Source organism: Burkholderia sp. AU30198 (assembly GCF_020419825.1).
In the GTDB taxonomy this organism is placed as follows: Bacteria; Pseudomonadota; Gammaproteobacteria; order Burkholderiales; family Burkholderiaceae; genus Burkholderia.
This window is the reverse complement of record NZ_JAIZSA010000001.1, coordinates 511260-535357: the sequence shown is the minus strand read 5'-3', so window position 1 is coordinate 535357 and position 24098 is coordinate 511260. Positions and strand designations below refer to the sequence as shown.

The following is a 24098-nucleotide window of genomic DNA, read 5'->3' as shown; positions in this document are numbered from 1 at the left end:
TGCGCCCGGAGACAAGAACTGCCGGACGCATTCGACGCAGGATAAACCCATTGAACACGCGTGTGTTGACCGGAATCAGCGTGCACTGCAGCGCTCGCCATGGGTTTGCTGAAACTGGGGACGGACGCGAAATCACGACACGATCGCACCGTGAAGCAACGCGTCCGATGGCGAGCGCAGGCTCGAACGCCGCGCCCGCCGCCGGCATGCTGCTGCTTCGGCGGACTGCGCGCTCAGCGCACGTCCTCGCCGAGCCACTGCTTGCTGATCGCGCCGTACTCGCCATCCTTGAGCATCGTATCGAGCGCGGCGTTGATCGCATCCAGCAGTTTCGGGCTGTCCTTGCGCACCGCGATCCCCATCTTCTCCGGATAAAGCAGCGGCCCGGCCGGCTTCGCATCGACGTGCTTGTCGCGTATCGTCAGGATGCCCGCGATGCGGTCGGTCACGAATCCTTCGATACGGCGGTTCTGCATGTCGATCAGGATGTCGGGCAGCCCCTTGTAGGTCTTCACCTGCACATCGGGCCGATTCTTGCGCAGCCACGCCTCATACGTCTCGCCGAGCGTGACACCGACCACCTTGCCCTTCAGTTGCCCGATGTCCTGCACGGTGCTGCCCTTCGGCACGAAGAGTTGCGCGCCCGAACGATAGTACGACCGCGTGAAATCCACGGCCTTCAACCGTTCGTCGGTGATGGCCAGGCTGCCGATCACGGCGTCGTACTTGCCGGCCAGCAACCCGCCGACGATGCCGTCCCAGGCGGTCATGACCGGGACCGGCTTCGCGCCTAGCCGGTTCGCGACGCGGTTGCCGATATCGACGTCGAAGCCGGTCAGCTTGCCCGACTCGTCGATAAAGCTGAAGGGCGGATACTTGCCGGTCAGTGCGAACGTCAGGTTGCCCGTGTGCCGGACCCTGTCGAGATCGTCGGCGTGGGCCGCGACGCTGGCAGCACCGATGAGCGCCGCGCAGGCCACCATCGTCAATCGTTGCATCAAAGTCATTTCCAGTCTCCAGAATGTCGATTTGATCGTGAGTCGAACGCGGCGACGCGTTCGACGTGGCATCGCGCGGCCACTAGCGGTGCGCGACCTCGAACAGCGCGGCGGCGCCCTGCCCGCCGCCGATGCACATCGTGACGACGACACGGCGTACGCCCCGTCGCGCCCCTTCGAGCAACGCATGGCCGACCATCCGCACGCCCGTCATCCCATAGGGATGACCGAGCGCAATGCTGCCGCCGTTGACGTTGACGGTTTCGTACGACAGCCCGAGCGCATCGACGCAATGCACGACCTGCGACGCGAACGCTTCGTTGAGTTCCCACAGGTCGATTTCGGCAGGAGACAAACCCGTGCGCGCGAGCAGCTTGTGGACGGCCGGCACGGGGCCCACGCCCATCTCGTCGGGCCGGCAGCCGGCTACCGCGCACGCGATCATGCGCCCGAGCGGCGGTGCGTCCAGCGTCCGCAACATCGCACCGGATACGACCGCGCAGGCGGCCGAACCGTCCGCGAGCGCACAGGCGTTGCCGGCCGTCACGGTGCCCCCGTCACGCACGGCATCGAGCGCGGCCAGCGCGTCGACCGACGTACCGGGGCGCCTGCACTCGTCTTCGCTCACCTGTAGCCTCCGCGGCACGCTGTCGCCGCTTGCCTTGTCCCGCTCGAGCTTGCGCACGTCGACCGCGACGATTTCATCGCGCAGCCAGCCCGCTTGCGCCGCATGCGCAGCGCGATGCTGGCTGAGCGCCGCGTAGTCGTCCTGTGCGCGACGTGACACGCGATATCGACTCGCGACCACATCCGCCGTCTCGACCATCGGCATATAGGCGTCGACGTGTCGGGCCAGCAACTGTTCGTCCTGCTGACGGTAGCGATTCATGTGTGCGTTCTGGACGAGGCTGATCGATTCGACGCCCCCCGCCAGAATCGCATCGGCCTCGCCACCGGCGATTCGCGCCGACGCCAGCGCAACCGACATCAGTCCCGACGCGCATTGCCGGTCGACCGTCATGCCCGGCACGCTGACGGGCAGATCCGCCGCCAGCGCCGCCAGCCGGCCGACGTTGTAATACTGCGTGCCTTCCGGCAATGCGCAGCCGAGCATCACGTCGTCGATCCGTTCCGGATCGAGGCCACTGCGCGCCACCGCGGCGCGTAACGACAGGGCGGCAAGGGTCGGCGACGTCGTATCGTTGAACGCGCCGCGAAACGCACGCCCGATCGGCGTGCGTGCATATCCGACGATCCATGCGTCGCGATCGGTGTACGTCATGCGGCCTCCCGGGCAACGGTGAAGTCGGCATCGGTCAGGTTCCGGATGTCCGCCACGCTCATCGCTCCCAGTCGCTCGACCAGCGTCAGCCCGTCCGCGTCGCACCGGAATACCGCGTGTTCGGTGATGACCATCGCGACACGGCGTCGGGCCGTGAGCGGCAACGTACATTGCTCGACGATCTTCGGCCGGCCGTTCTTGTCGGTGTGCGGCATCGTCACGATCACGCGGCGCGCCTTCTGCGCGAGTTCCGCGCCGCCGCCGATACCGGCCACGAGGCCGCCCGGCACGAGCCAGTTCGCGAGGTCGCCGTGCGCCGACACCTGCAACGCGCCCAGGAACGTGATGTCGACCAGCCCGCGCCGGATCATGCCGAACGACTCGGCGCTGTCCACGATCGCGCCGCCCGGCACGACCGACACATAGCCGCCGCCGGCATCGATCAACTCGCGGTCGAGATCGGCCGCGCACGCGAGCGCACCGACGCCGACGATGCCGTTCTCCGAGTGGATCCAGGCGGCCGGCGGATCGCCGAGATACGACGGAATCAGGGTCGGCAAGCCGATGCCGAGGTTGATCAGTTGCCCACGCGCCACCTCGCGCGCGGCCCGGCGCGCGATCACGTGGCGCGGGTCAGCGCTGGATGGGCTGGTATTCATCGCTGTCTCCGTCGATCTGGATGAGGCCGTGCACGTGAATGCCCGGCGTATGGATGTCGTCGGGTGCCATGGGCGTCGCGTCGACGACGCGTGCCTCGACCAGCACCCGATCCGCGGCCATCGCCATCAGCGGCGAAAAGTTGCGCGCCGCGCCGCGAAAGCGGAGGTTGCCGCCGGGATCGGCCCGGTCGGCGCGGAGCAGAGCGAAATCCGCATGCAGCGCGGATTCGAAATACAGCGTCCGTCCATCGACCGAAATCGTCTCGCGCGTCACGCCGAGTTCCGGCGGCAGTTCGATATCGGTCACCACGCCGGGCAGGCCGACGCCCGCACAGCGAATGCGCTCGGCGAACAACCCCTGCGAAAAGAATTCGACCTGCAGCGCGCCGGACAGGTAGGCGCGCCGCGCGGGCCCGCTCAAGCCGAGATGCGTGGTCAGCAGCCGACGCACGACACCGGCCTCGATCAGTCGCGACACGCCGTAGTTGTCCTGGTTCGCGTCGTTCTTGATGATCGTCAGATCGCGCTTGCCTTGACGTTGCAACTCGGCCAGCAGCGAGAACGGCGTGCCCGGCGACCCGAACCCGCCGACCATGATCGACGCGCCGTCCGGGATCGGTGCGACCGCGTCGGCCAGTTGCATGCGCTTGTCCATGCGTGGGCCCCTCATCGCCCGAGCGTCCGGAATGCCCGGTCGAGCCGCTCGACGATCTCGTCGCATTGCGCGCGCGTGGTGATCAGCGGCGGTGCAATCAACGTATGGTCGCCGGTTTCTCCCATCAGCGACTTGCGCGGATAGACGATCACGCCCTGTTCACGCGCGGCGCGCGTCACCTGCTCGCCGAACCGGAGCGCCGGGTCGAACGGGGTTTTCGCGTCGCGATCCGACACGTACTCGATCGCCTGCAGAAAGCCGCGTCCGCGCACGTCGCCGATGAAGTCGTGCCGCGTCGCGAGATCGTCGAGCAGGTTGCGCAGGTAGTCGCCTGTCACTGCCGCGTTCTCCACCAGCCCCTCGCGTTCGATCACGTCGATCACGGCCAGCGCCGTCGCGCTCGCGAGCGGATTGCCGGCATAGGTATAGCCGTGCTGGAACCCGCCCGACGCCAGGATCGGGTCGGTCAGCTCGGCCCGGGTCACGATCGCCGACGTCGGGTAGTACCCGGCGCCGAGCCCCTTGGCGACACACAGGATGTCGGCGTCGACGTTCCAGTGCTGAAAGCCGAACCAGCGCCCCGTGCGGCCGATGCCCGTCATCACTTCGTCGAGAATCAGCAGGATCCCGTGCCGCGAGCAGATTTCGCGGATACGCTTGAAGTAGGCATCGTGCGGCACTTCGGCGCCCGTGCTGGCGCCGCCGATCGGCTCCGCGACGAAGGCGGCCACCCGTTCGGCACCGACTTCGCGAATCGCCGCGTCGAGTTCGTCCGCACAATCGAGCGCATGCTGTTCCGCGCTCGTGCCGGGCGGCACGCGATACTGCGTGGGCGAAGCAACCTTCGGATAGAGCTGGATCATCGGCTCGAACGGCCGGGTAAGCGGCGTGTAGCTCGTCATCGCGAGCGCTCCCATCGTCGAGCCGTGATAGGACGGCTGACGCGCAATGAACACGCTGCGCGCCGGCTCGCCGCGGCATACCCAGTACTGGCGTGCAAGCTTCAATGCCGATTCGACGGACTCCGAGCCGCCACTGGAGAAGAACACGCGATCGAAACGGCCGCCGGCGAGGCCGACGAGCTTCTCCGCGAGATCCACGGCGGGCTGATTCTCGAACTGTGTGCGGTACGAGAACGCGACCTTGTCGAGCTGCGCGAGCATCGCGTCGCGGATGGCCGGATGGCCGTGTCCCAACTGGGCCACGATGGCGCCGGAACACGCGTCGATGTGACGTTTGCCGTCCGTGTCCCAGGCATAGATGCCTTCGGCGCGCGCGATGGTCGGCAACTGCACGGCAGACTGGTAAAAGAGATGGTCGCTCATTGACGTCCTTTTCGGGTTGCGTAGGGGGATTCGATGTCGCGCGCACTCACCGGATGTCGGCAAGGAACGCCTGGGTCCGTTCGTGCGACGGCCGATGGAAGATCTCGGACGGGCAGCCGTCCTCGACGATCCGGCCGTCGGCCATGAAGACGACGCGATCCGCCACACGCTCCGCGAACCGCATCTCGTGCGTGACGACCATCATCGTCATGCCGGCCTTTGCCAGCCGCTCCATGACCGCCAGCACGCCGCCGACCATCTCGGGGTCGAGTGCCGACGTCGGCTCGTCGAACAGCATGGCGTCGGGCTTGAGGACCAGCGCCCGCGCGATCGCGACGCGCTGCTTCTGGCCACCGGACAGATTGCCGGGATAGACATCCTGCTTGTCGAGCACGCCGACCTTGTCGAGCAGTTCCCTCGCTTCGTCGCGTGCCTGCGCGGCCGTCATGCCGAGCAGCTGCATCGGCGCGAGCGTCAGGTTTTCGAGCACGGTCAGGTGCGGGAACAGGTTGAAATGCTGGAACACCATGCCGACCTTCATCCGCATCGTATTCAGGTAACGCTCCTGGGCACGGTGTCCGCGGGCAGGATCGTTGACGAGACCGCCGAGCACCCTCACCTCGCCCCGCGTCGGCGTCTCGAGATGATTCACGCAACGCAGCAGCGTGCTCTTTCCCGATCCGCTCGGCCCGATCAGCACGACCACCTCGCCCTTGCGGACCTCGAGTGATATGCCCTTCAACACGTGGAGCGCGCCATAGGTCTTGTAGATGTCGCGCAGGACGATCTGCGGCTGGGCCCCGTTCATGCGCGACCTCCCTTCAGGATCAGACGCTGTTCGAGCTGGCGCAGCGCCATGCTCGTACCGGTGGTCAGCAATGCATAGATCATGGCGCAGGCGAAATAGAGTTCGAATGGCTTGAAGGTCGCGCCGACCAGTTGCTGTGTGCGCATGAACAGCTCCGCGAGCGTAATGGTCGACACGAGCGACGTGTCCTTGGTGAGAATGATCAGGTTGTTGCCGAGCGGCGGCACGATCAACTTGAGCGCCTGGGGCAGCACGACGAGCCGCATCGTGCGCGCGGCGCCAAAGCCCAGCGACCGCGACGCCTCGATCTGCCCGTGCGGAATGGCGAGGATGCCCGCACGAATCGTCTCCGCGTTGTAGGCGCCGACGTTGAGCGCCAGACCGATCACGCCGGACGTGAACGGCGACAGCTCGATGCCGAACTGCGGCAGCCCGAAATAGATGATGAAGAGCTGCACGAGCAGCGGTGTCGAGCGGATCAGCCAGATGTAGGCGCTCGTGGCATCACGCAGCACACGATGGCGCGACAGGCGGCCGAGCGCGGCGCCAAGGCCGATGACCAGGCCGAATACGGTGGCGAGCAGCGTCAGCTCCACCGTCACGGCGGCCGCTTCGAACAGCATCGGCAGGTACTTGAACACGAGATGGAAATCGAACATGGCATGGCGGACAGCGCGCTGCGCGGTGGCGCAACGGCGCTGAAAGTGTCTCCGTAAGATGAGTGACCGATTTGATTCATCATCTGCCGACAGCTCGAAAGCCAAGACAGCAAAAGGAACCGGCCTGTTGTTTGACTGGATCGCAGTCTCGCTTTGAATTATTTTTCGGTCAATATATGATCTTTTTTAATCAATTGATTGACCGGAGCGAACATGCGGAGCGACTTCAGCCTGCGCGACATCGAAATCTTCCATGCGATCGCCACGGCCGGCTCCACACGGCAAGCGGCCGTTCAGCTCGGCATCACGCAGTCGGCAGTCAGTCATGCCCTCGCGCGGCTGGAGGACAGCCTGCGGATCCGGCTGTTCGCACGCGAGAACCAGCGCTTGCAGATCTCGCCGGCCGGCCGCTACATGCTCGACGAGGCCGTGCAGTTGCTCGACCGGCTGAATCGCATCGAAGAGGAAATTTCGCTGTTGCAGGACAACGGGGTCGCGTCGCTGCGCATCGGGTGTGCGCCGGGGCTGTGCCACCGCTTCGGGCCCCGGCTCGCGCAGCAGTATGCGCAGGCGCATGGCGGCACGGGTGTCGCGCTCGACGTCGCCGCGAGCGGACGGCTCATCTCGGATGTGGAAGGCGGCCGCCTCGATCTCGCGATCGTGTCCTACGAGATCCACGAACCGGGCCTGATCTTCGTGCCGGTGTTCGGCGCGAAGATGGTCGCGCTGCTGACGCGCAAAAACCGGCTTGCCGCGCGCAAGCTGCTGACCTACGACGATCTTGCCGATCAGCAGTACATCAAGCCGATCCAGTCCGACCATCTGATCTACGACGATTCAAGCGATCGCCGCCGGCTCGGCTACGAATTGCGCGTCAGCATGAGCTCGCTCGGCGAAGTCATTCGGCTCACCGACGGCGTCAGCCTGCTCAATGCGCTGACCGCCGCCGACCTGTGCGCCAACCGCGAGCTGGTTGCGCGCCCGTTCGATTCGAGCCAGTGGTTCAATTTCTACCTCGTTCACCAGCATGCGCTGAAGAACAACCCGGCCGTGCGCGACGTGCTCGATATCGCGCAGGCGTGCGTCAGGGATACCGCCGAGCACTCGGCTTATCCCGACGCGTTCGTGATGCGCTGACGCGCGTTCCCGCCGCCGCCGCGCGCCGCGAGGCGGAGCACGGTACGCGCGGCGGGCACGTGCAACGGCGCGCCGCACTCGCATTCGCATTCGCTCCCGACGGAAGGCCCGGCCAACGAACCGGCGGCGTTCCGGGGCCAGGCTTCGTCAGAACGCGTTGCGCCCGATGAAGCCGCGCACGACCGTCAACAGGATGATCTTCATGTCGAACCAGAAGCTCCAGTTCTGCATGTAGAACAGATCGAACTTCACGCGCGCTTCCATCGCCTCGACCTTGCGCGTCTCGCCGCGATAGCCGTTCACCTGTGCCCATCCGGTGATGCCGGGCCGCACACGGTAGCGGTACATGTAGCAGTCGATCAGTTGCCGGTAGAAATCGTCGTGTTCGATCGCGTGCGGACGCGGGCCGACGACCGACATCTGCCCGAACAGCACGTTGAAGAACTGCGGCAGTTCGTCGAGCGACGTGCGCCGCAGGAACGCGCCGACGCGCGTGATGCGCGAATCGTTGCGCGACGCCTGCCGCACGACGCCCGGTTGGTCGCGATGCACGCGCATCGTCCGGAACTTCAGGATGTCGAACTCCCGGCCGTCGACGCCCTTGCGGCGCTGCCTGAACAGCACGGGCCCCGGCGATGACAGCTTGACCGCGATCGCCAGCATCGACAGCAGCGGCAGCAACGGAATCAGCACGCCGAATGCGAACAGCCGGTCGAACGCGAACTTCGCCCACAGCTCCGGCGCCGAGCGCGGCGTGGTCGCGAGATTGATCGCCGGCATGCCGAGCACGTCGGTCGCCGAGCGATCGACCACCGCCATCTGGCGCACGTCGGGCAGCAGCCGCAGCTCCACGAACTCGTCGCGCAATTCGCGGACGATGCGCTGGATCCGCCACTCGTGCGACATCGGCAGCGTGAGCCATACCTCGTCGATCTCGCCGCCGCGAATCAGGTCGCGCAACGCGTTCCAGTCGTCGATCACCGGCACGCCGCCGATGCCGCCGGAGGCTGCCTGCGCATCGTCATCGAATACGCACACCGCCACGAACGGGCCCTGCGGCGCGAGTTGCATCCGCTCGACCGCGACACGCCCGTACGCGGTTGCACCGACTACCGCGACGCGGCGCTGCCGCGCGCGCGGGTCGTCACGCGTCAGCGCGAGCGCCAGCAGCGCGGCGCGGCCCAGCAGCAGCGCGGCATCGCCGGCCAGCACCGTGCGCACGATCCAGCGTGTCGTGACCGTGCCGCCGCGGTTCATGATCCACGTCGCGGCGGCCACCGTCAGCACGCTTGCGCAGACGAGCGCCACCATCGTCTGCGTCAGCGCATGCGTGCCACCTTGCGGCGCCACGCTGCCGCGCACGCTGCGCAGGTAACGCGGCAGCAACGCCACAGTCAACACGCACAACAGCGCGATCGCGCCGCGCTGCGCATCGGACAGCTCGCGCCACGCGAGGCCCGACGCCGCCTGCGCCGCGAGCGCGCCCGCCAGCACGAGCACGACGTCGGTCGCTGCGATCGCGGCACGCCGTATCGCATTGGTTCCACCGGACCTCGACTGCATCGTCACGCACCATGTGCCGGGAACCCGCAACGCGCCTCCGGCATGCGGGAGCGAATCGGCGTCGACCTCGCCGTCCCGCGCGTGCCGAGCAACCTGCGATAGTCGGCACGAATCAGGTCGTAGCATTCACACGCGTGATGTTCGAGGCCTTCGCGGTCGAGCACCGTGATGCGGCCGCGGCGCTGCCGGATCAGCCCGGCTTCCTGCAGGTTGCCTGCCGCTTCCGTCACGCCTTCGCGCCGCACGCCGAGCATGTTCGCGATCGTCTGCTGCGTGACGGCCAGTTCGTCGCCGTCGATGCGATCGTGCGCGAGCAGCAGCCAGCGGCTGAGCTGCTCGCTGACCGAGTGATGCCGGTTGCACAGCGCGCTGCGCGAAATCTGCGCCATCGTCGCCTGGCAGTAGTTGAGCAACAGACGATAGGTGGCCGGCGATCGCTCGAATTCGGCGCGCATCACGCAGCTCGGCACGCGATAGGCCATCCCGCCAATGCGAACTTCGACCCGGTGCGACACCGAGGCGCCCCCGGCCAGCGTGGCCAGCCCGACCACCCCCTCGCGGCCGATCTGCGCGACCTCGACCATCGCACCGTCCTCCATCAGGTGCTGCACCGACATCATTGCCGTCGTCGGGAAATGCACGTGGCGCATCGGCTCGCCGACCCGGTCGAGCGCCCCGGCCTTGACCCGGACCAGTTCGAGATGCGGTGCCATGGTGCGGATGCTGTCCTCCGGGAGGGCTGCGAGGATGGCGTTCGCCGAGTAGCTCGAGTGAAGATGAAGCATGTCTGTATCCCTTTTATTGTCCGCGCCGCCTGCAGCCGCGTGCACGGAACTCGTTATCGCGATGCGCGCCTGGACGTTGACAGTGGTTGCGGCCCACAACCCTGATTCCGACCGACCATCGGCTTGTCGCCGCCGGATCGAGTCGGCCGTCCCGTTTCGACACGCCAGCCCGAATAAGCGATTTACGTGCCAATACATGCCCATCCTTAATATGTGAATCACGCCGGATTTAGATCGCCCGAATAATCGGCTAAAAAACAAAAAACCGTCTCATTTCCGGACACTCTTCCGAACGACGGACACTGCACGCCATTTGACTGATCATTTCGTTTGCATCGAACCGAGGCAGCCGCACCGGCGTCGCGAGGCTTGCCGTTCATATACTTACAGTCCATTTTCAATTGTTTACATGACGTACTGGACAACACTCCGCAGTGACACCCCACCTCACACGGTTGTTTGAAACTGTCTCAAATTTGAATCGACGCACTAATTCAAAACTCTGTTACCCACCGCACACTTCTCCGACAAGCCTTTGATTGATATAGACATTCTTGCGCGCACCATTTATTTGTCAAATAATGTTCAATGTACAGCAGGCACTTTCTCCACGCGATGCGCGCCACCGCCCGATTGATTCACGACCGACACCGAATGAATGCCGTCAGTCGCATTCTGTTTTCGGATGATTAATTCCGACGGAATGAATCATTAAATCCGGATAACGTTTGCACTCGGGAGAAAATCGTCAAACTTTGTGAAATGACGCAATGTGCAATTGATCGAATTCAATGGCGTGCTAGCCTTTTCTCCAGCACCGCCACTCCATTCATGACGAACACAAGTCCGCACGAGCGTGCGAATTCCCCTTTCCGGGGTATCGCCGCGACGACGCGCGACCGCCACCCTACGAGGATGCGCCGTGACTCACCAGGCCCCTGACGCCGTCGCGTACGCGAACGGCATGATCGAGCTTTCCCACAGCTTCGACGCGAACCGGTTTCTCGCGGCCATCGACCGCGACGAGCTCGCGACGCTGGCGCCCCACCTTCAACTGGTCCACCTGAAATCGGGGCAGGTGCTCTGCGAACCCGGCGAGATGCTCGCCGCGGTCTACCTGCCCGTCACGACCGCCATTTCGCTGCAGTACGTGTCGTCCGGCGGCATGACGCTCGAAGTCGCGGAGATCGGCAGCGAGAGCGTGGTATGCGACGACGTGATCGGCGGCAGCGGCCGGATGCCCTGCCGGGCCGTCGCCTGCCGCGACGGTTTCGTCTACCGGCTCGACCGGCGCGTGTTCGCCGCCGCGTTCGATGCGTCGCCGGTGATCCGCCATCTCGTGTTCGTCTGCGTGCGCGTACTGATGGCACAGGTCTCGCAGATCACGTTCTGCAGCCGCCATCACGTGCTCAAACATCAGTTATGCAGATGGTTCCTGCTGGCGTACGACCGCACACGCAGCATCGAGATCCAGGTGACGCACAGCATGCTGGCGCAGATGCTGGGCGTGCGGCGCGAGACGGTCACCGATGCGGCCGGCGAAATCCAGAAGCTGGGCCTGATCCGGCAATACCGTAGCTCGATCGAGCTCGCCAACCTCGACGGCCTCGAAAAAATGTCGTGCGGCTGCCGGGCGATCGTGCGCGACGAGATGAAGCGCATCCTGTCGGCCGACTCGGGTGTGCCGGCCGCATCGCGCACCTGACCGGCCTGCCCGCTCGGCGCGGCGCGTCGGTGCGCGGGGTTAGCTGTTTGTAGGGTGGCGAACAGAACGCAGTGTCTGCCAATGGTCTACTGATGCCGGACTGCCGGGGGGACGTCAGCGCGTATCGCGCGTCTGCCCGAGCGGACGACACCACGCACGCCGGAGCAGCACGTGAAAAACGAAATCAGAACCATCCTGAAGCACGTCGCCCACCTCGAAGCCGCGATCGATTCGATCGGCGACGGGGACGACCTCTACGAAGCGGGCCTCTCCTCGCTCGACACGATCCAGCTGATGCTCGCGATCGAGAAGCAATTCAACATCGAGATTCCCGACGAGATGCTGAACCGCAACCTGTTCCGCAGCATCGATGCGCTCGCGGACACGATCGCCACGCTGCAACGCACCGAGCATTCCGCATGAGCGCGCTGCTTCCCGAACTCGCGTCCGACAGCGATTCGCGTCGGCTCGACGAGGCCGCGCATGCCGTCGCGCAGATCGCCGCCCAGCACGCGGACGCGGTAGACCGCGACGCGCGCTGCCCCGTCGAGGCGATCGAGGCGATGCGCGCGCGCCGCCTGCTCGGCGCGATGGTGCCAACCCATCTTGGCGGCGCTGGCGCGTCGCTGGAAGACGTCGTGTCGGCCTGCTCGATTCTCGGCCAGGCCTGCGCGTCGTCAGCGATGGTGTTCGCCATGCACCAAATCCAGGTCGCGTGCATCGTCGACCACGCGGTCGACCAGGGCTGGCACAAGCTGTTCCTGCAGCAGCTCGTGCGCCATCAGTGGCTGCTCGCATCGGCCACGTCGGAAAACGGCGTCGGCGGCAACCTGCGCGCAAGCCAGTGCGCGCTCGAAACCGACGGCGGCGAGTTCCGGCTGCGTAAATCCGCGCCGACGATCTCCTACGGCGACTATGCGGACGGCATCCTCGCGACCGCGCGACGCGATGCGGACGCGCCGGCTTCCGAGCAGGTGCTCGTCACGCTGCTGCGAGACGGCTACACGCTCACGCGTCGCGGCGAATGGGACACGCTCGGGATGCGGGGCACCTGCAGCAACGGCTTCGAGCTCGACGCGCAAGGCGCCGCCGTCCAGTGCCTGCCGGTGCCGTTCGCGAAGATCGCCGAGGAAACGATGGTGCCGGTGTCACACATCCTGTGGGCCGCGGTATGGATCGGCGTGGCCGGCGACGCGTTCCATCGCGCACACCAGTTCTTCCGCGCGCAGGCACGCCAGACCGACGGCGCGCCGTCGCCCGCGTCGCGGCGCATCGCCGAGTCGCTCGCGCTGATGCAGGCGATGCAGGCCCGCGTCGACAACGTACTGCGCCTCCATGCGAATGCGACGGCGCGCTCGTGGTCGGCCGGCATGGCCTGGGCCGCCGAGATCAACACGCTGAAGACCTACGTGTCGACGACCGCGCTGGAAGTCGCGCACCAGGCCATGATGATCTGCGGGATGGCCGGCTACAAGCAAGGCACGCCGTTCAGCATCGGCCGCCACATTCGCGACCTGCACGCGGCGCCGCTGATGATCAGCAACGACCGCATTGCCGCCAATACCTCGAACCTGCTGCTCGCACTGCGTCCTGCGACGCTGGAGAAACATACGTGAACGATCGCCTTGCCGTGCCCTCCTCCGCTCCCGCCGACGCGCCGATCGACCGCGCGGGCGTCAACCCGCTGCGCGACGAACTGATCGACGCGGGCCTGCTGGTCTCGACCGGCATCCAGGGCCTGTTCGGCCGCAGCGAACGATTCGAGCGCGTCGTGGAAGCGCTCGATGCGTTCGTCACGCGCATCGGTGCCGACCAGCAGGCGGAAGTGCTGCGCTTCCCGCCGGCGATGAGCCGCACCGAGTTCGAGCGCAGCGAATACATGAAGAGCTTCCCGCAGCTCGCGGGCAGCGTGCATGCGTTCTGCGGCGACGAGCGCCAGCACCAGCGCGTGCTGCAGTGCCTGGATCGCGGCGACGACTGGACGGAAAGCCAGAAACCGACCTATGTCGTGATGACGCCGGCCGCGTGCTACCCCGTCTATCCTGTCGTCGCGCGTGCGGGCGCGCTGCCGGCAGACGGGCGGATCGTCGACGTCTTCTCATACTGCTTCCGCCACGAGCCGTCGCTCGATCCGACCCGGATGCAGCTGTTCCGGATGCGCGAATATGTGCGGATCGGCACGCCCGAGCAGATCGTGGCGTTCCGCGAGACGTGGATCGAACGCGGCACGCGGATGATCGAGGCGCTGCGCCTGCCCAACGCGATCGATCTCGCGAACGATCCGTTCTTCGGGCGCGGCGGCAAGATCGTCGCGAACAGCCAGCGCGAGCAGAACCTGAAGTTCGAGCTGCTGATTCCGATCGAACACGACGATCGCCAGACCGCCTGCCTGAGCTTCAACTACCACATGGATCATTTCGGGCTGCTGTGGGACATCCGCACCGCGACGGGCGACGTCGCGCACACCGGCTGCGTCGGCTTCGGCCTCGAACGGCTCACGCTCGCGCTGTTCCGCCATCACGGCTTCGACCTCGATGCGTGGCCGCGCGACGTCCGCGACGTGCTGTGGGGCACGCCATGAGATTCGTGTCCCGCGACGGCGAAGACGCGTCGTTCGAGGATGTGCGCCACCGCGCGCGCCACTACCGGCCGCATCCGCTGCACAGCCAGGAGATGGTCTGGAAACAGACCAACTGCTACGTCGACATGTGGCTCGAGGTGCTCCGGTGGTGGGGCTTCAATCCGTACGCGGCGCTGCCGTTCACGATTGCGCTCGACTTCGAGGGCGACCAGTTCACGTTCTTCAAGTTTCCGCACGACGAACTGGAGCGGCTGTACGGCATCGTCGTGCAGGAGCACTCGATCTACGAACCGCTCGACCGGCACATCGAAACGCAGGTCGCGCGCGGCCACCTGATGATCGTCGAGGTCGACGCGTGGTTCCTGCCCGATACGCGCGGCAGCAGCTACCGCATGCAGCACACGAAGACGACGATCGGCATCGATGCGATCGACCGCGCGAAACGCCAGATCGGCTACTTCCACAACAGCGGCTATTACGTGGCCGAGGATTTCGACTACGACGGGCTCGTCGGCGGCAGTTCGCCGATGACGCTGCCGCCGTACGTCGAATGCGCGAAGCGGCGGTTCGCGCCGCTCGACGAGCGCGCGCTGTGCGAAACGTCGCTCGCCGCGCTGCAGCGCCACCTGCGGCGCCTGCCGGTCGTCGACCCGATCGCCGCGTTCCGGCGGCAGTTGCAGACCGACGCGCGGACACTCGCCGACTCACCGCTCGAGCACTTCCATGCTTACTCGTTCAATTCGGTTCGTCAGCTCGGCGCGAATTTCGAACTGTTCGGCCACTACGCGCGCTGGCTGCAGGCCAGCGGCTGCGTCGGGCCGTTCGCCGAGATCCGCGCCGCGTGCGATCGCATCGCGTCCGAAGCGATGGTGCTGGAATTCCGGCTCGCACGCGCCTGCGCGCGCGGCAAGGAGGAGCGCGGCGACTCGACGCTCGAAGCGATCGAGGCCGCCTACTCGGATGTGGTCGCCTGCGCGCGGCAGATCGGCTTGCCGCTGCGGCACATGACGCCCGTGCGCAGCGACACCGCGGCACCCGTGCCGGTCATGCGGTGACGCGCGCGCGTGCCCTGCCCGCGTGGTCGATGCTGGCGACGGCCGCGGGTGCCGCACGGGAACCGCGCGACCTCCTGGCCGCCGGCGACGACTGGATCCCGGCGACCGTGCCCGGCACGGTCGCGCAGTCGCTTGCGCTCGCCGGCCGGCTCGACGAAGCCGGATCGCTCGACGAGCGCGACCACTGGTACCGGATCGAACTACGCGGACACGGGCCGCGCGTGCTGCGCTTTCACGGCCTTGCGACGCTCGCGCAGGCGTGGCTCGACGACACGCCGATCCTCCACTCCGACAGCATGTTCGTCGCGCATGACGTCGCCGTGTCGCTCGACGGCACGCACCGGCTGACCCTCTGTTTCCGCGCGCTCGCCCCGCACCTGCGCGACGCGCGCGCGCCGCGCCGGGCGCGCTGGCGCACGCGGCTCGCGGAGCCGGCGACACTGCGCACGATCCGCACGTCGCTGTTTGGCCACATGCCGGGCTGGTTCCCGCCGCATGTGCCGACCGGCCCGTGGCGGCCCGTGGACGTGCTCGATCCGGCCGACGGACCCGTTCTCGTCGATTGCGACCTGCGTGCGCGCATCGAAGGCGACACGGGCTGGCTCGACGCGGAACTGACGTTCGCCGCACCGCTGCCCGACGCGCTCGCGGCACGGCTGTCGTGCGGCAAGCACCATGCCACCCTCGAACGGGCCGGCGCCGACCGTCTGCGCGCAAGCGTCGCGGTGCCCGACGTGCGCCTCTGGTGGCCGCATACGCATGGCGAGCCGGTACTGTACGACATTGCACTGCATATCGGCGACGAACGGCGGCCGCTCGGCGAGACGGGTTTCCGCACGATCGAGGTCGACGCCGGTGCCGACGGCAAGGGTTTCGGGCTGCGCATCAACGGCGTGCCCGTGTTCGCGCGCGGCGCGTGCTGGAGCAGTGCCGCGCCGCTCGCGCTGCATGCGGACGACGCCACCTACGCCCGCCTGCTCGGGCTCGCGCGCGACGCCGGCTTCAACATGATCCGCGTCGGCGGCACGATGACCTACGAGGCCGATGCCTTTCACGCCTGGTGCGACCGGCTCGGGCTGCTGGTCTGGCAGGACTTCATGTTCGCGAACTTCGACTATGCGCTCGACGATCCCGCATTCGCGGACAACGTCGATCGCGAAGCCCGGCAGTTCCTCTCGCGTCACGGCACCTCGCCGTCGCTTGCCGTACTGTGCGGCGGCAGCGAGATCGCGCAACAGGCCGCGATGTCCGGGCTCGGGCCGAAGCAGCGCTTCCTCGAGTTGACCGCCGACCGGCTGGCCGGCCTTGCGGCCGCGCGCCGGCCCGACGTCCCGTACGTGCCCGATTCGCCCGACGGCGGCGTGCTGCCGTTCGCGCCACGCGAACGCGTGTCGCACTACTACGGCGTCGGTGCGTACCTGCGCCCGCTCGACGACGCGCGCCGCGCGGACGTGCGCTTCGCGAGCGAATGCCTCGCGTTCTCGAACGTGCCGTGCGATACGACACTCGCCGAGCTCGGCTGGCCCGGTGTGCACGAGCCGCGCTGGAAGGCCGCCGTGCCGCGCGACCCCGGCACGTCGTGGGATTTCGAGGACATTCGCGACCACTATCTGCAGACGCTCTACGACGTCGCGCCCGACCGGCTGCGGCGCGAGGATCCGGCACGCTACTTCGAGCTGTCGCGCGCGGTGATCGCGGACCTGATGCGCGACACGTTTTCCGAATGGCGTCGCACCGGCTCGCGCTGCGCCGGTGCGCTCGTCTGGCAATTCCTGGACGTGATGCCGGGCGCCGGCTGGGGCGTGATCGACGCCGCGCATCGGCCGAAATCGGCGTGGCATGCGTTGCGCCAGGTCCTGCAACCCGTGCAGGTGCTGCTCGTCGACGAAGGCTTGAACGGGCTCGACGTGCATGTCGTCAACGAGCGCCCTGCGCCGCTGTCGGCGGCGCTCGAGCTGGTCGCGCTGCGCGACGGCCGCACGCCGGTCGCGCGGGCCGGCTGCCCGGTACGGATCGCGGCACACGACACGGTACGAATCGGCTCGGCCGAGTTGCTCGGCCGCTTCTTCGACTGGACCTATGCGTACCGTTTCGGGCCCTGCGAACACGACACCGTCGTCGCGACGCTACGCGCCGACGACGGCACGCTGCTGTCGCAGGCGTTCCATTTCCCGTCCCGCACGCACCCGGCCGTGCTGGTGCGTCGCGAACTCGGGCTGGAGGCGTGCGTGTCGCGCACCGGCGACACGTGGCACGTCGACATCGACACACGGCACGTCGCGCGCCATGTGCAGATCGATGCGCCGGGCTTCATGCCGCGCGACGACTGGTTCCATCTCGCGCCCGGCACGCCGGCGCGTGTCGCGCTCGTGCCGCTTGAAGTGGCCGGAAAGCACCGGGCTGCGGCCGAGGGGCCGCCGGTGGTGGACATCCGGGCCGTGAACGCCGCGCGCTCGGTGCGCGCCACGCAGGCCGGTTGACGCGACGCTCGCGGCTGCCGAAAGCCGCGAGCGCCCCGGTCGAATCTCAATCGGACGAACCCGTCCCGCGCGGCCGCTCGATCCCGTAAGCCTCCATCCAGCGATACAGCGTCGCGCGCGACACGCCGAGCTCGCGTGCCGAAGCCGCGACGCGCCCGCGCGTGCGCAGCAAGGCGGTTTCGATTGCCTCGCGCTCGATCGACTTGCGGATGTCGGCCACCGACGGCGACGCGGCATCGAGACAGTATTCGAGTTCGAGATCCTGCGCGGTAATCAGGCGCCCTTCCGTCATCACGACCGCGCGGCGCACGCGGTTGATCAGCTCGCGGACATTGCCGGGCCAGTCGTGCTTGTAGAGCGCCGTGATCGCATCGGTCGAGAAGCCGCGCACGCGATGGCGCGCATCGCCGCGGAAGCGTTCGAGCATGTGATGCGCGAGCAGCTCGATGTCCTTGCCGCGCGCGCGCAGCGGCGGCTGGTCGATGCGCATCACGCACAGGCGATGGAACAGGTCCGGCCGAAAGCGCCCTTCCTCCATGGCACCGCGCAGGTCGACGTGCGTCGCCGATACGATCCGGACATCGACCGGCACCGGATCGCTGCCGCCAAGGCGATGGATGGCGCGCTCCTGCAGAAAACGCAGCAGGCTCGCCTGGCTCTCGTGCGGCAGGTCGCCGATCTCGTCGAGCAGCAGCGTGCCGCCGTTTGCCGCTTCGACATAGCCGATCTTGCGCGCGTTCGCGCCGGTAAACGCGCCGCGCTCATAGCCGAACAGTTCGGACTGCAACAGATGGGGCGGAATGGCCCCGCAGTTGACCGCGACGAACGGGCCGTTGCGGCGCTCCGAATGGCGGTGGATCGCGACCGCCGTCAACTCCTTGCCGGTACCCGTTTCGCCGAACACGAACACCGGTGCATCCGTGCGCGCGAAGCGCCGCACCGTATCGAACAGCCGCAGCATCGCGCTGCAGGTGCCGACGATGCCTTTTTCCTCCGATTCGAGACGCTCCCGGTCGCGCGCGAACAGGCACTCCATCCCGTACGCGTGGCCGACCGTATCGGCGATCCGCTGGTGCGATGCGGGCAACGTGACGTAATCGAAGCAATAGTCGCGCAACAGCGCACGCACGTTCGGCGAAGCGGTCTGGCCGGCGTCGACGAGTGCGACCCAGACGACGTCGCGCATCGACGCGCAGGTCGACGCGATGCTGCCGATCGCGTCGGCATGGCCGCCGCTCAGGTCGAGGATGCCGCAGGTGATTTCGCCGGACGTTTCGCGCAGCTCGCTCGCCTGCGCGACGATCGACACTTTCCAGTCGCGTCGCGCCAGTTCCTTTCGCAGCATGACGGACGGCGACTGCGTCCAGTAAATCAACGGACGCTGCCCGTTACCACTCCCCGCGCCGGCGCTCTTATCGCGCGTTATTGGCATATTCATAGCGAACCATCACTTTCTCCACTCCGCGAACCGTTCGCGTGCGCTGCGGCCGGCGGCGCATGGCCGCCTTTCCGCGCTGCGTTTCCGCAGCTTTGGCGAAGATCGAAACTGCACACGGCGAGAGCCCCCGGAGGTCGAGCCGGATGTCATCCGGCCTCGTTGTCATCGAACTCGAAGGGAACGCGCGGCTGCGGGAGCCACGACGTTCCCGCTTTGACGCGACCCGCCATCCAGGCGGCGCGCGTCGGCAGACGGGAATGCCGTCGGCATGTGCGTCACGTCGTACACGACAGTTGCGCCGATGCTGAACCGGATGGCCGCCACCCCGCTACCGGAATGACCGCCGCATTTCATCTGCTTCTGAATTTACACCCCGTTTGGAGATGGTCTTGTTACCAAAAGATAAACCTGAATCAGCCGGTTACGCGACCGGTCGCCCTGCACGACTCACGCGTTTGACCACTGAGATTTGATTATCTACGAGCATTCCAGTCAATCAGTGGCAAATACTACTTTTCCGCAAAATGACGAGGGACGATTGCCCGTGATTTCCGTCGAAATCCCGGGGAAAGGCCGGTACCGCATCCCACTCGCCGCATAATCGCGCCCGCCGCCGGAAAGCCGCATCGTATCGCTGCAGTGCACGGCCCGCTCATCCTCCATGCGGCCGTTACATGCCGTAATCAACCGCGCCCCATCGCGCCTCGCAGGTCGCGGCGCCGACGCGGGGCGACACGCATGTCGCTCGCGCCGATCGTTCTCCGGCGCATCGTCGCGACCACGCGTGAAATCGGTTGTGCCGGCACGTATCTCCCGCAGTGCAGCATGGCTATCCGACGCGCGGCGTGCAGGCACGCCGCGACTATGCGTTGAATTCCGTCGGCGCGAATCGGGCCTGCGCGTGGTCGTCATTGGCCAGGCCGCCTCGCCCGACCGCAAGCGGCAACCACGGCAGATCGCTGCGGTAGCGCATGCGGTCAAGCAACGGCATGCGGATGAAGGACGTGTGCGCCGCACGGGCACGCACGATCCTGAAGAAATACGACGAGGCTGCAGCGGGTCGGCGTGCGCGATGCTGCCAACCGCGTGCGTGAGTGTGTGCCCGGCACCGCTACGCACGACCGGCCTGTCGTGAACGCTCGCAATTTTCAAGTCCTGCCCCCGGTTCTTTATTGACATGCGATGTTGACTGGCCACGCATCGAGGCGGGCCACCAGGATGCGGCCATTATGGAAAAGCACCGGCCGCCGCGGTGTGTGCTACCGCACTTAGCGACGCTCGCGCGGCAGACTCCGGCTGCGCGTGCCGCGCTTGCCGTGCGAATCCGGATCGTGAGTACGCTTTCGAACAGACCAACGCACGGCCCGCCCGGATGATGAGGATCGCCGCGCCGCACGGAACGATCGCGTCCGTGCCGCACGGCGTGCCGAAGGCATCACGCGAGGACAGCATCATGGAATGGCATTGTTGTGAATTCGAACACCTGGGCGCCGTCGATCTCTATGCAATCCTGCGCGCGCGCAACGCCGTGCTGGTGGTCGAAGACGCGCACACGCATCTCGACATCGACGGCAAGGACGCGGGCGCGCTGCATGTCTACGCGAGCGTGCGCGACGGCGACACGATGGAAGTCGCGGCCTACGCACGCATCCTGCCCGGCGACGACATCGATCCGGACGTCATGATCGACAAGGTGCTGACGAGCGAGAGCCGTCGCGACGACGATACGCTCGAGCAACTGATCGAGCGTGCCCTCACCGCCGCGCAGGCTGCGTGGCCCGACGCCGCGGTGCGCACGCATGTGCCGGCGCCGCGCCAGGCGTTCTACAAGCGTTTCGGATTCCGCAAGGCCTACGGCCCGTATCTCGAACAGGGTGCGCCATTCGTCGGCCTGGTCCGGTCGGCCGACCGCGCCGCAGGCGCGCTCCGTAACCTGCTGGCCCGGACCGTGTCGGCACACCGGTCGCGCGACGACGATGCGCGTACCGACAGCCATGCACACAACCGGCTGCCCGCCGACACTGGAGCCAATCGATGACCCGCACCCTTCGCCCGGTTCCTGAACCCGACCTGCCACGCATCCTGCCCGTGATTCTCGCAGGCGGCTCCGGCACGCGACTGTGGCCGCTGTCGCGCGAGCAGTATCCGAAGCAGCTGATCGAGCTGATCTCGAACGAATCGCCGTTGTCGGCGACGGCGCGCCGCCTGAACGGCATCGCGAATGCGTCGCTCGGCGACACGCTGCTGCTGGTCTGCGGCGAACAGCATCGCGTCATGAGCGCCGCACAGGTGCTCGGCCGCGCGGCGCCCGCCCGCATCCTGCTCGAACCGGCCGCACGCAACACCGCGCCCGCGCTCACGCTGGCGGCACTCGACGCGAGCCAGCTCGCAGACGATCCCGTGCTCGCGGTCATGCCGGCCGATCACGTGATCGCCGACGTCGGCGCGTTCCAGGACGCGATCGCGCGAGCGGCGCACTACGCGCAGGAAGGCGCAATCGTCACGCTAGGCGTGCTGCCGCGGCGCGCGGAAACCGGCTACGGCTACATCCAGGTCGGCGAGCCGCGCGCGGGCCGCCACGGCGGCCAGGGTGGCTACGCGATCGGGCGCTTCGTCGAGAAGCCCGACGCGGCGCTCGCCGAGCGCTACCTGCAATCGGGCGACTACTGGTGGAACAGCGGGATTTACGTCACGCGCGCATCGGTCTGGCTGACGGCGATCGCCACGCTCGCGCCGGACATCCATGCGGCCTGCGAAACCGCCTGGCGGGCGGGCATCGCCGAGGATCCGTTCTTCCGGATCGATGCGGCGGCCTTCGACGCGTGTCCGTCGGACTCGATCGACTATGCGGTCATGGAACGGCTCGCGGAACACCGCGAACTCGGCATCGAAGGCATCGTGGTACCGCTCGCGGCCGGCTGGTCGGACGTCGGCACCTGGGATGCGATCTGGGAAATCATGCCGAAGGACGATCACGGCAACGTCGCGCGTGGTCCGATCGTATTCGAGGACACGCAGGACAGCCTCCTGCGCTCGGAGGGCCGCCTGATCGCGTGCGTCGGCATGAAGGACGTCGTCGTGATCGAGACGCCCGACGCCGTGCTGGTCGCGAACAAGCACGACGTGCAGCGCGTGAAGAACATCGTCGCGCGCCTGAAGACCGAACGGCGCCCGCAGGCGAGCGAGCACCGCAAGGTGCAGCGGCCGTGGGGACACTACGATTCGATCGATCTCGGCGAGCGCTTCCAGGTGAAGCGGATCGTCGTCGAGCCCGGCAAGCGGCTGTCGCTGCAGATGCACTACCACCGTACCGAGCACTGGATCGTCGTGCGCGGCACCGCGAAGGTGACGCGTGGCGATGAGACGTTCCTGCTCTGCGAGAACGAGTCGACGTACATCGCGGCCGGCGAACTGCATCGCCTCGAGAATCCCGGCCGGATTCCGCTCGAAATCATCGAGGTGCAATCGGGCGACTATCTCGGCGAGGACGATATCGTCCGGTTCGACAATCAGTATGGCCGGCCGACCGGCGCACCGCAGGAGCCGGATGCGTCAAAGCCGGCCGCGCGTGCCCTGCCGACGGCGAACGATGTGCGATGATCGTGCCGCCGTTGCCCGCGCGCGTCAGCGCACGACGATGGCCGCCGACACGACGTTCTGGATGAACGGCTTGCCGACCGCCTTGATGAAATAGGTACCCGCCCGCCCGTCCTGGAGCGGAATGCTCGTCGTGTCGGCCGGATAGCGGCCGGCCAGCCTGAACGACGCAGCGCCGAGCTGCTCGTACAACTCGAGATGGTCGACGGTTTCCTGATGGGTGATCCGGACGGCCACACTCGCGCCCACCGGCTGCGCGTCGATCGCGGTACAACTGGCAATGCCGGGCTCGAGCGCGCTCCCCTCCTCATAGTCGTTCCATGTAATCAGCTGGACGAACGGCAACTGCTGCCGCGCGCTGTAGCGCTCGTTGATGGTCTTGAACGTATCGAGCCAGGTCTGGCCGCACGATGGGGCAAGAAAGCGTGGCGCCGCGGCGCCCCACGGTGCCTTCGTATCGTCGAACGCGCTCCATACGCCGCCGACCGTGATCGTCCCCGGCGGCTGGCTCCGCGCGACGTTGTAGAAGCGCTCGCGATACCGCAGGTCGTACCGCGTGCCAGCTGCCTGCGGCAGGGTCCGCGAGACCGGCTGCGTCCACACATACGCACCCTTGCTGTACGGAAAGTCGAAGCCTTGCACCAGCGTATGGAGCCAGTAGATGTCGGGATACGCCGCGTGAATGCGTGCCCAGTCGGCCGGCTCGAGTGTGTCCATCCCGAACTCGGACACGACCGGATGGCCGTCGTAACGCAGATACTGGTCCGACGTGAAGTATTCGCGGCTGATGTAAGCCAGGTTGTTCAGGATCGTCGCGGTCACATCGCAGCCGCGACACGCATTGAACTTGAAGGAGCCGCTGTCGATCATGATCGAGAACGTCATCCCGGGAAACTTCGCCAGTTCAGGCAGGGACGCCCGCCAAGCCGTGTCGACGAAATTTCCCTGGCCGTACCAGTCGATGATCACGCCGTCGACGCCTCGCGAGCGCATGTCCGCGAAGGTACGAAAGGCCTGTCGCGGGTCGTCGGATCGGTAGCCGACGTTCAAGCCGCGCGGGTCGGGCCCCCACCACGGCAGGTAGTGGGCCAGCACCTGCGTCGTACTGCCCGGGTACAGCAACGTATGCACGTCGACTTTCGATATCGATGACGTTCCGGCGAGGAGCCCGTTCGACGAACCCTTGAATTCGCGGCTCGCGGACGTATTGGCCGGCGCGAGCGCCGCCACCCGCACGCCGTCATCGCAGTAGCCGTGACCGGCCGACAACGCCAGTACGCCAAGCGCGACCGCCACGATGCGTCGATGTGCCCGCATGACATTCCTCTTCACTGAGTCTCGGGCCGCGCGGCGAACGCGCGGCCGGTAGTG

The 24098-nt window shown here is 66.7% G+C and carries 20 protein-coding genes; 9 read left to right on the top strand and 11 right to left on the bottom strand.

What is annotated here, in order from left to right; genetic code table 11:
- Positions 1-233 precede the first annotated feature (233 nt).
- The 7 genes from LGN19_RS02315 to LGN19_RS02285 form a co-directional block, all read right to left on the bottom strand.
- Positions 234-1007: an ABC transporter substrate-binding protein gene (locus tag LGN19_RS02315; protein WP_226213063.1), complete on the bottom strand. Its 774-nt coding sequence runs from the start codon at positions 1005-1007 to the stop codon at positions 234-236.
- Positions 1008-1080: 73 nt separating this feature from the next.
- Positions 1081-2280: an acetyl-CoA C-acyltransferase gene (locus LGN19_RS02310; protein ID WP_226213062.1), complete on the bottom strand. Its 1200-nt coding sequence runs from the start codon at positions 2278-2280 to the stop codon at positions 1081-1083.
- The gene (locus LGN19_RS02305) at positions 2277-2939 is read right to left on the bottom strand and encodes a 3-oxoacid CoA-transferase subunit B (RefSeq protein WP_226213059.1); all 663 of its coding nucleotides are present in this window, start codon (positions 2937-2939) and stop codon (positions 2277-2279) included. Before LGN19_RS02305 ends, LGN19_RS02310 begins: the two co-directional genes overlap by 4 nt.
- Entirely contained in the window at positions 2914-3594 is a 681-nt protein-coding gene (locus tag LGN19_RS02300; RefSeq protein ID WP_226213057.1) for a CoA transferase subunit A, read from the bottom strand. The genes LGN19_RS02305 and LGN19_RS02300 overlap by 26 nt, the downstream gene beginning before the upstream one ends.
- 11 nt (positions 3595-3605) lie before the next feature.
- A complete protein-coding gene (locus LGN19_RS02295; RefSeq protein ID WP_122946857.1) occupies positions 3606-4919 on the bottom strand; it encodes an aspartate aminotransferase family protein in 1314 nt (437 codons plus the stop codon).
- A 46-nt stretch (positions 4920-4965) separates the two neighbouring features.
- A complete protein-coding gene (locus LGN19_RS02290) occupies positions 4966-5727 on the bottom strand; it encodes an amino acid ABC transporter ATP-binding protein (RefSeq protein ID WP_226213055.1) in 762 nt (253 codons plus the stop codon).
- Positions 5724-6491 carry an amino acid ABC transporter permease gene (locus LGN19_RS02285; protein WP_226213054.1) on the bottom strand — a complete coding sequence of 256 codons (768 nt, stop codon included), beginning with the start codon at positions 6489-6491 and terminating at the stop codon, positions 5724-5726. The genes LGN19_RS02290 and LGN19_RS02285 overlap by 4 nt, the downstream gene beginning before the upstream one ends.
- Before the next feature lie 108 nt (positions 6492-6599).
- On the opposite strand from LGN19_RS02285, the gene LGN19_RS02280 reads away from it, so the two are divergent.
- Entirely contained in the window at positions 6600-7523 is a 924-nt protein-coding gene (locus LGN19_RS02280; RefSeq protein WP_174956419.1) for a LysR family transcriptional regulator, read from the top strand.
- 147 nt (positions 7524-7670) lie between these two features.
- Here the strand turns inward: LGN19_RS02280 and LGN19_RS02275 are convergent, their stop codons facing one another.
- Both LGN19_RS02275 and LGN19_RS02270 read right to left on the bottom strand, forming a co-directional pair.
- Entirely contained in the window at positions 7671-9086 is a 1416-nt protein-coding gene (locus LGN19_RS02275; protein ID WP_122946854.1) for an undecaprenyl-phosphate glucose phosphotransferase, read from the bottom strand.
- A gap of 2 nt (positions 9087-9088) precedes the next feature.
- A complete protein-coding gene (locus LGN19_RS02270; RefSeq protein WP_174956420.1) occupies positions 9089-9871 on the bottom strand; it encodes a Crp/Fnr family transcriptional regulator in 783 nt (260 codons plus the stop codon).
- A gap of 922 nt (positions 9872-10793) precedes the next feature.
- Here LGN19_RS02270 and LGN19_RS02265 point away from each other — a divergent pair.
- From LGN19_RS02265 to LGN19_RS02240, 6 genes are all read left to right on the top strand, one after another.
- A complete protein-coding gene (locus tag LGN19_RS02265; RefSeq protein WP_174956421.1) occupies positions 10794-11576 on the top strand; it encodes a Crp/Fnr family transcriptional regulator in 783 nt (260 codons plus the stop codon).
- Between the two features lie 171 nt (positions 11577-11747).
- Complete coding sequence (locus LGN19_RS02260) at positions 11748-11999, top strand: acyl carrier protein (RefSeq protein WP_006490451.1); 252 nt, start codon at positions 11748-11750, stop codon at positions 11997-11999.
- Positions 11996-13192, top strand: a complete 1197-nt coding sequence (locus tag LGN19_RS02255) for an acyl-CoA dehydrogenase family protein (RefSeq protein WP_174956422.1) — start codon at positions 11996-11998, stop codon at positions 13190-13192. The genes LGN19_RS02260 and LGN19_RS02255 overlap by 4 nt, the downstream gene beginning before the upstream one ends.
- Positions 13189-14157 (top strand): amino acid--[acyl-carrier-protein] ligase, encoded by a 969-nt coding sequence (locus LGN19_RS02250; RefSeq protein WP_226213052.1) that lies wholly within the window; start codon positions 13189-13191, stop codon positions 14155-14157. Before LGN19_RS02255 ends, LGN19_RS02250 begins: the two co-directional genes overlap by 4 nt.
- The gene (locus tag LGN19_RS02245) at positions 14154-15212 is read left to right on the top strand and encodes a DUF1839 family protein (protein WP_122946849.1); all 1059 of its coding nucleotides are present in this window, start codon (positions 14154-14156) and stop codon (positions 15210-15212) included. Before LGN19_RS02250 ends, LGN19_RS02245 begins: the two co-directional genes overlap by 4 nt.
- A 29-nt stretch (positions 15213-15241) precedes the next feature.
- Positions 15242-17692, top strand: a complete 2451-nt coding sequence (locus tag LGN19_RS02240) for a glycoside hydrolase family 2 protein (protein ID WP_226213050.1) — start codon at positions 15242-15244, stop codon at positions 17690-17692.
- A 46-nt stretch (positions 17693-17738) separates the two neighbouring features.
- On the opposite strand, the gene LGN19_RS02235 is transcribed toward LGN19_RS02240, so the two are convergent.
- On the bottom strand, positions 17739-19130 hold the full coding sequence (locus tag LGN19_RS02235) for a sigma-54 dependent transcriptional regulator (protein ID WP_175016958.1): 1392 nt from the start codon (positions 19128-19130) through the stop codon (positions 17739-17741).
- Positions 19131-20583: 1453 nt separating this feature from the next.
- On the opposite strand from LGN19_RS02235, the gene LGN19_RS02230 reads away from it, so the two are divergent.
- A complete protein-coding gene (locus LGN19_RS02230) occupies positions 20584-21168 on the top strand; it encodes a drug:proton antiporter (RefSeq protein ID WP_174956426.1) in 585 nt (194 codons plus the stop codon).
- Positions 21165-22730, top strand: a complete 1566-nt coding sequence (locus tag LGN19_RS02225) for a mannose-1-phosphate guanylyltransferase/mannose-6-phosphate isomerase (protein ID WP_226213048.1) — start codon at positions 21165-21167, stop codon at positions 22728-22730. The genes LGN19_RS02230 and LGN19_RS02225 overlap by 4 nt, the downstream gene beginning before the upstream one ends.
- 24 nt (positions 22731-22754) lie before the next feature.
- On the opposite strand, the gene LGN19_RS02220 is transcribed toward LGN19_RS02225, so the two are convergent.
- The gene (locus LGN19_RS02220; protein WP_226213047.1) at positions 22755-24044 is read right to left on the bottom strand and encodes a hypothetical protein; all 1290 of its coding nucleotides are present in this window, start codon (positions 24042-24044) and stop codon (positions 22755-22757) included.
- Between the last annotated feature and the right edge of the window lie 54 nt (positions 24045-24098).

Coding starts and splice junctions, on each gene's coding strand:
- LGN19_RS02315 (WP_226213063.1), bottom strand. CDS start 1,007: ATGACTTTGATGCAACGATTGACGATGGTGGCCTGCGCGGCGCTCATC.
- LGN19_RS02310 (WP_226213062.1), bottom strand. CDS start 2,280: ATGACGTACACCGATCGCGACGCATGGATCGTCGGATATGCACGCACG.
- LGN19_RS02305 (WP_226213059.1), bottom strand. CDS start 2,939: ATGAATACCAGCCCATCCAGCGCTGACCCGCGCCACGTGATCGCGCGC.
- LGN19_RS02300 (WP_226213057.1), bottom strand. CDS start 3,594: ATGGACAAGCGCATGCAACTGGCCGACGCGGTCGCACCGATCCCGGAC.
- LGN19_RS02295 (WP_122946857.1), bottom strand. CDS start 4,919: ATGAGCGACCATCTCTTTTACCAGTCTGCCGTGCAGTTGCCGACCATC.
- LGN19_RS02290 (WP_226213055.1), bottom strand. CDS start 5,727: ATGAACGGGGCCCAGCCGCAGATCGTCCTGCGCGACATCTACAAGACC.
- LGN19_RS02280 (WP_174956419.1), top strand. CDS start 6,600: ATGCGGAGCGACTTCAGCCTGCGCGACATCGAAATCTTCCATGCGATC.
- LGN19_RS02275 (WP_122946854.1), bottom strand. CDS start 9,086: ATGCAGTCGAGGTCCGGTGGAACCAATGCGATACGGCGTGCCGCGATC.
- LGN19_RS02270 (WP_174956420.1), bottom strand. CDS start 9,871: ATGCTTCATCTTCACTCGAGCTACTCGGCGAACGCCATCCTCGCAGCC.
- LGN19_RS02255 (WP_174956422.1), top strand. CDS start 11,996: ATGAGCGCGCTGCTTCCCGAACTCGCGTCCGACAGCGATTCGCGTCGG.
- LGN19_RS02245 (WP_122946849.1), top strand. CDS start 14,154: ATGAGATTCGTGTCCCGCGACGGCGAAGACGCGTCGTTCGAGGATGTG.
- LGN19_RS02240 (WP_226213050.1), top strand. CDS start 15,242: ATGCTGGCGACGGCCGCGGGTGCCGCACGGGAACCGCGCGACCTCCTG.
- LGN19_RS02235 (WP_175016958.1), bottom strand. CDS start 19,130: ATGAATATGCCAATAACGCGCGATAAGAGCGCCGGCGCGGGGAGTGGT.
- LGN19_RS02230 (WP_174956426.1), top strand. CDS start 20,584: ATGGAATGGCATTGTTGTGAATTCGAACACCTGGGCGCCGTCGATCTC.
- LGN19_RS02225 (WP_226213048.1), top strand. CDS start 21,165: ATGACCCGCACCCTTCGCCCGGTTCCTGAACCCGACCTGCCACGCATC.
- LGN19_RS02220 (WP_226213047.1), bottom strand. CDS start 24,044: ATGCGGGCACATCGACGCATCGTGGCGGTCGCGCTTGGCGTACTGGCG.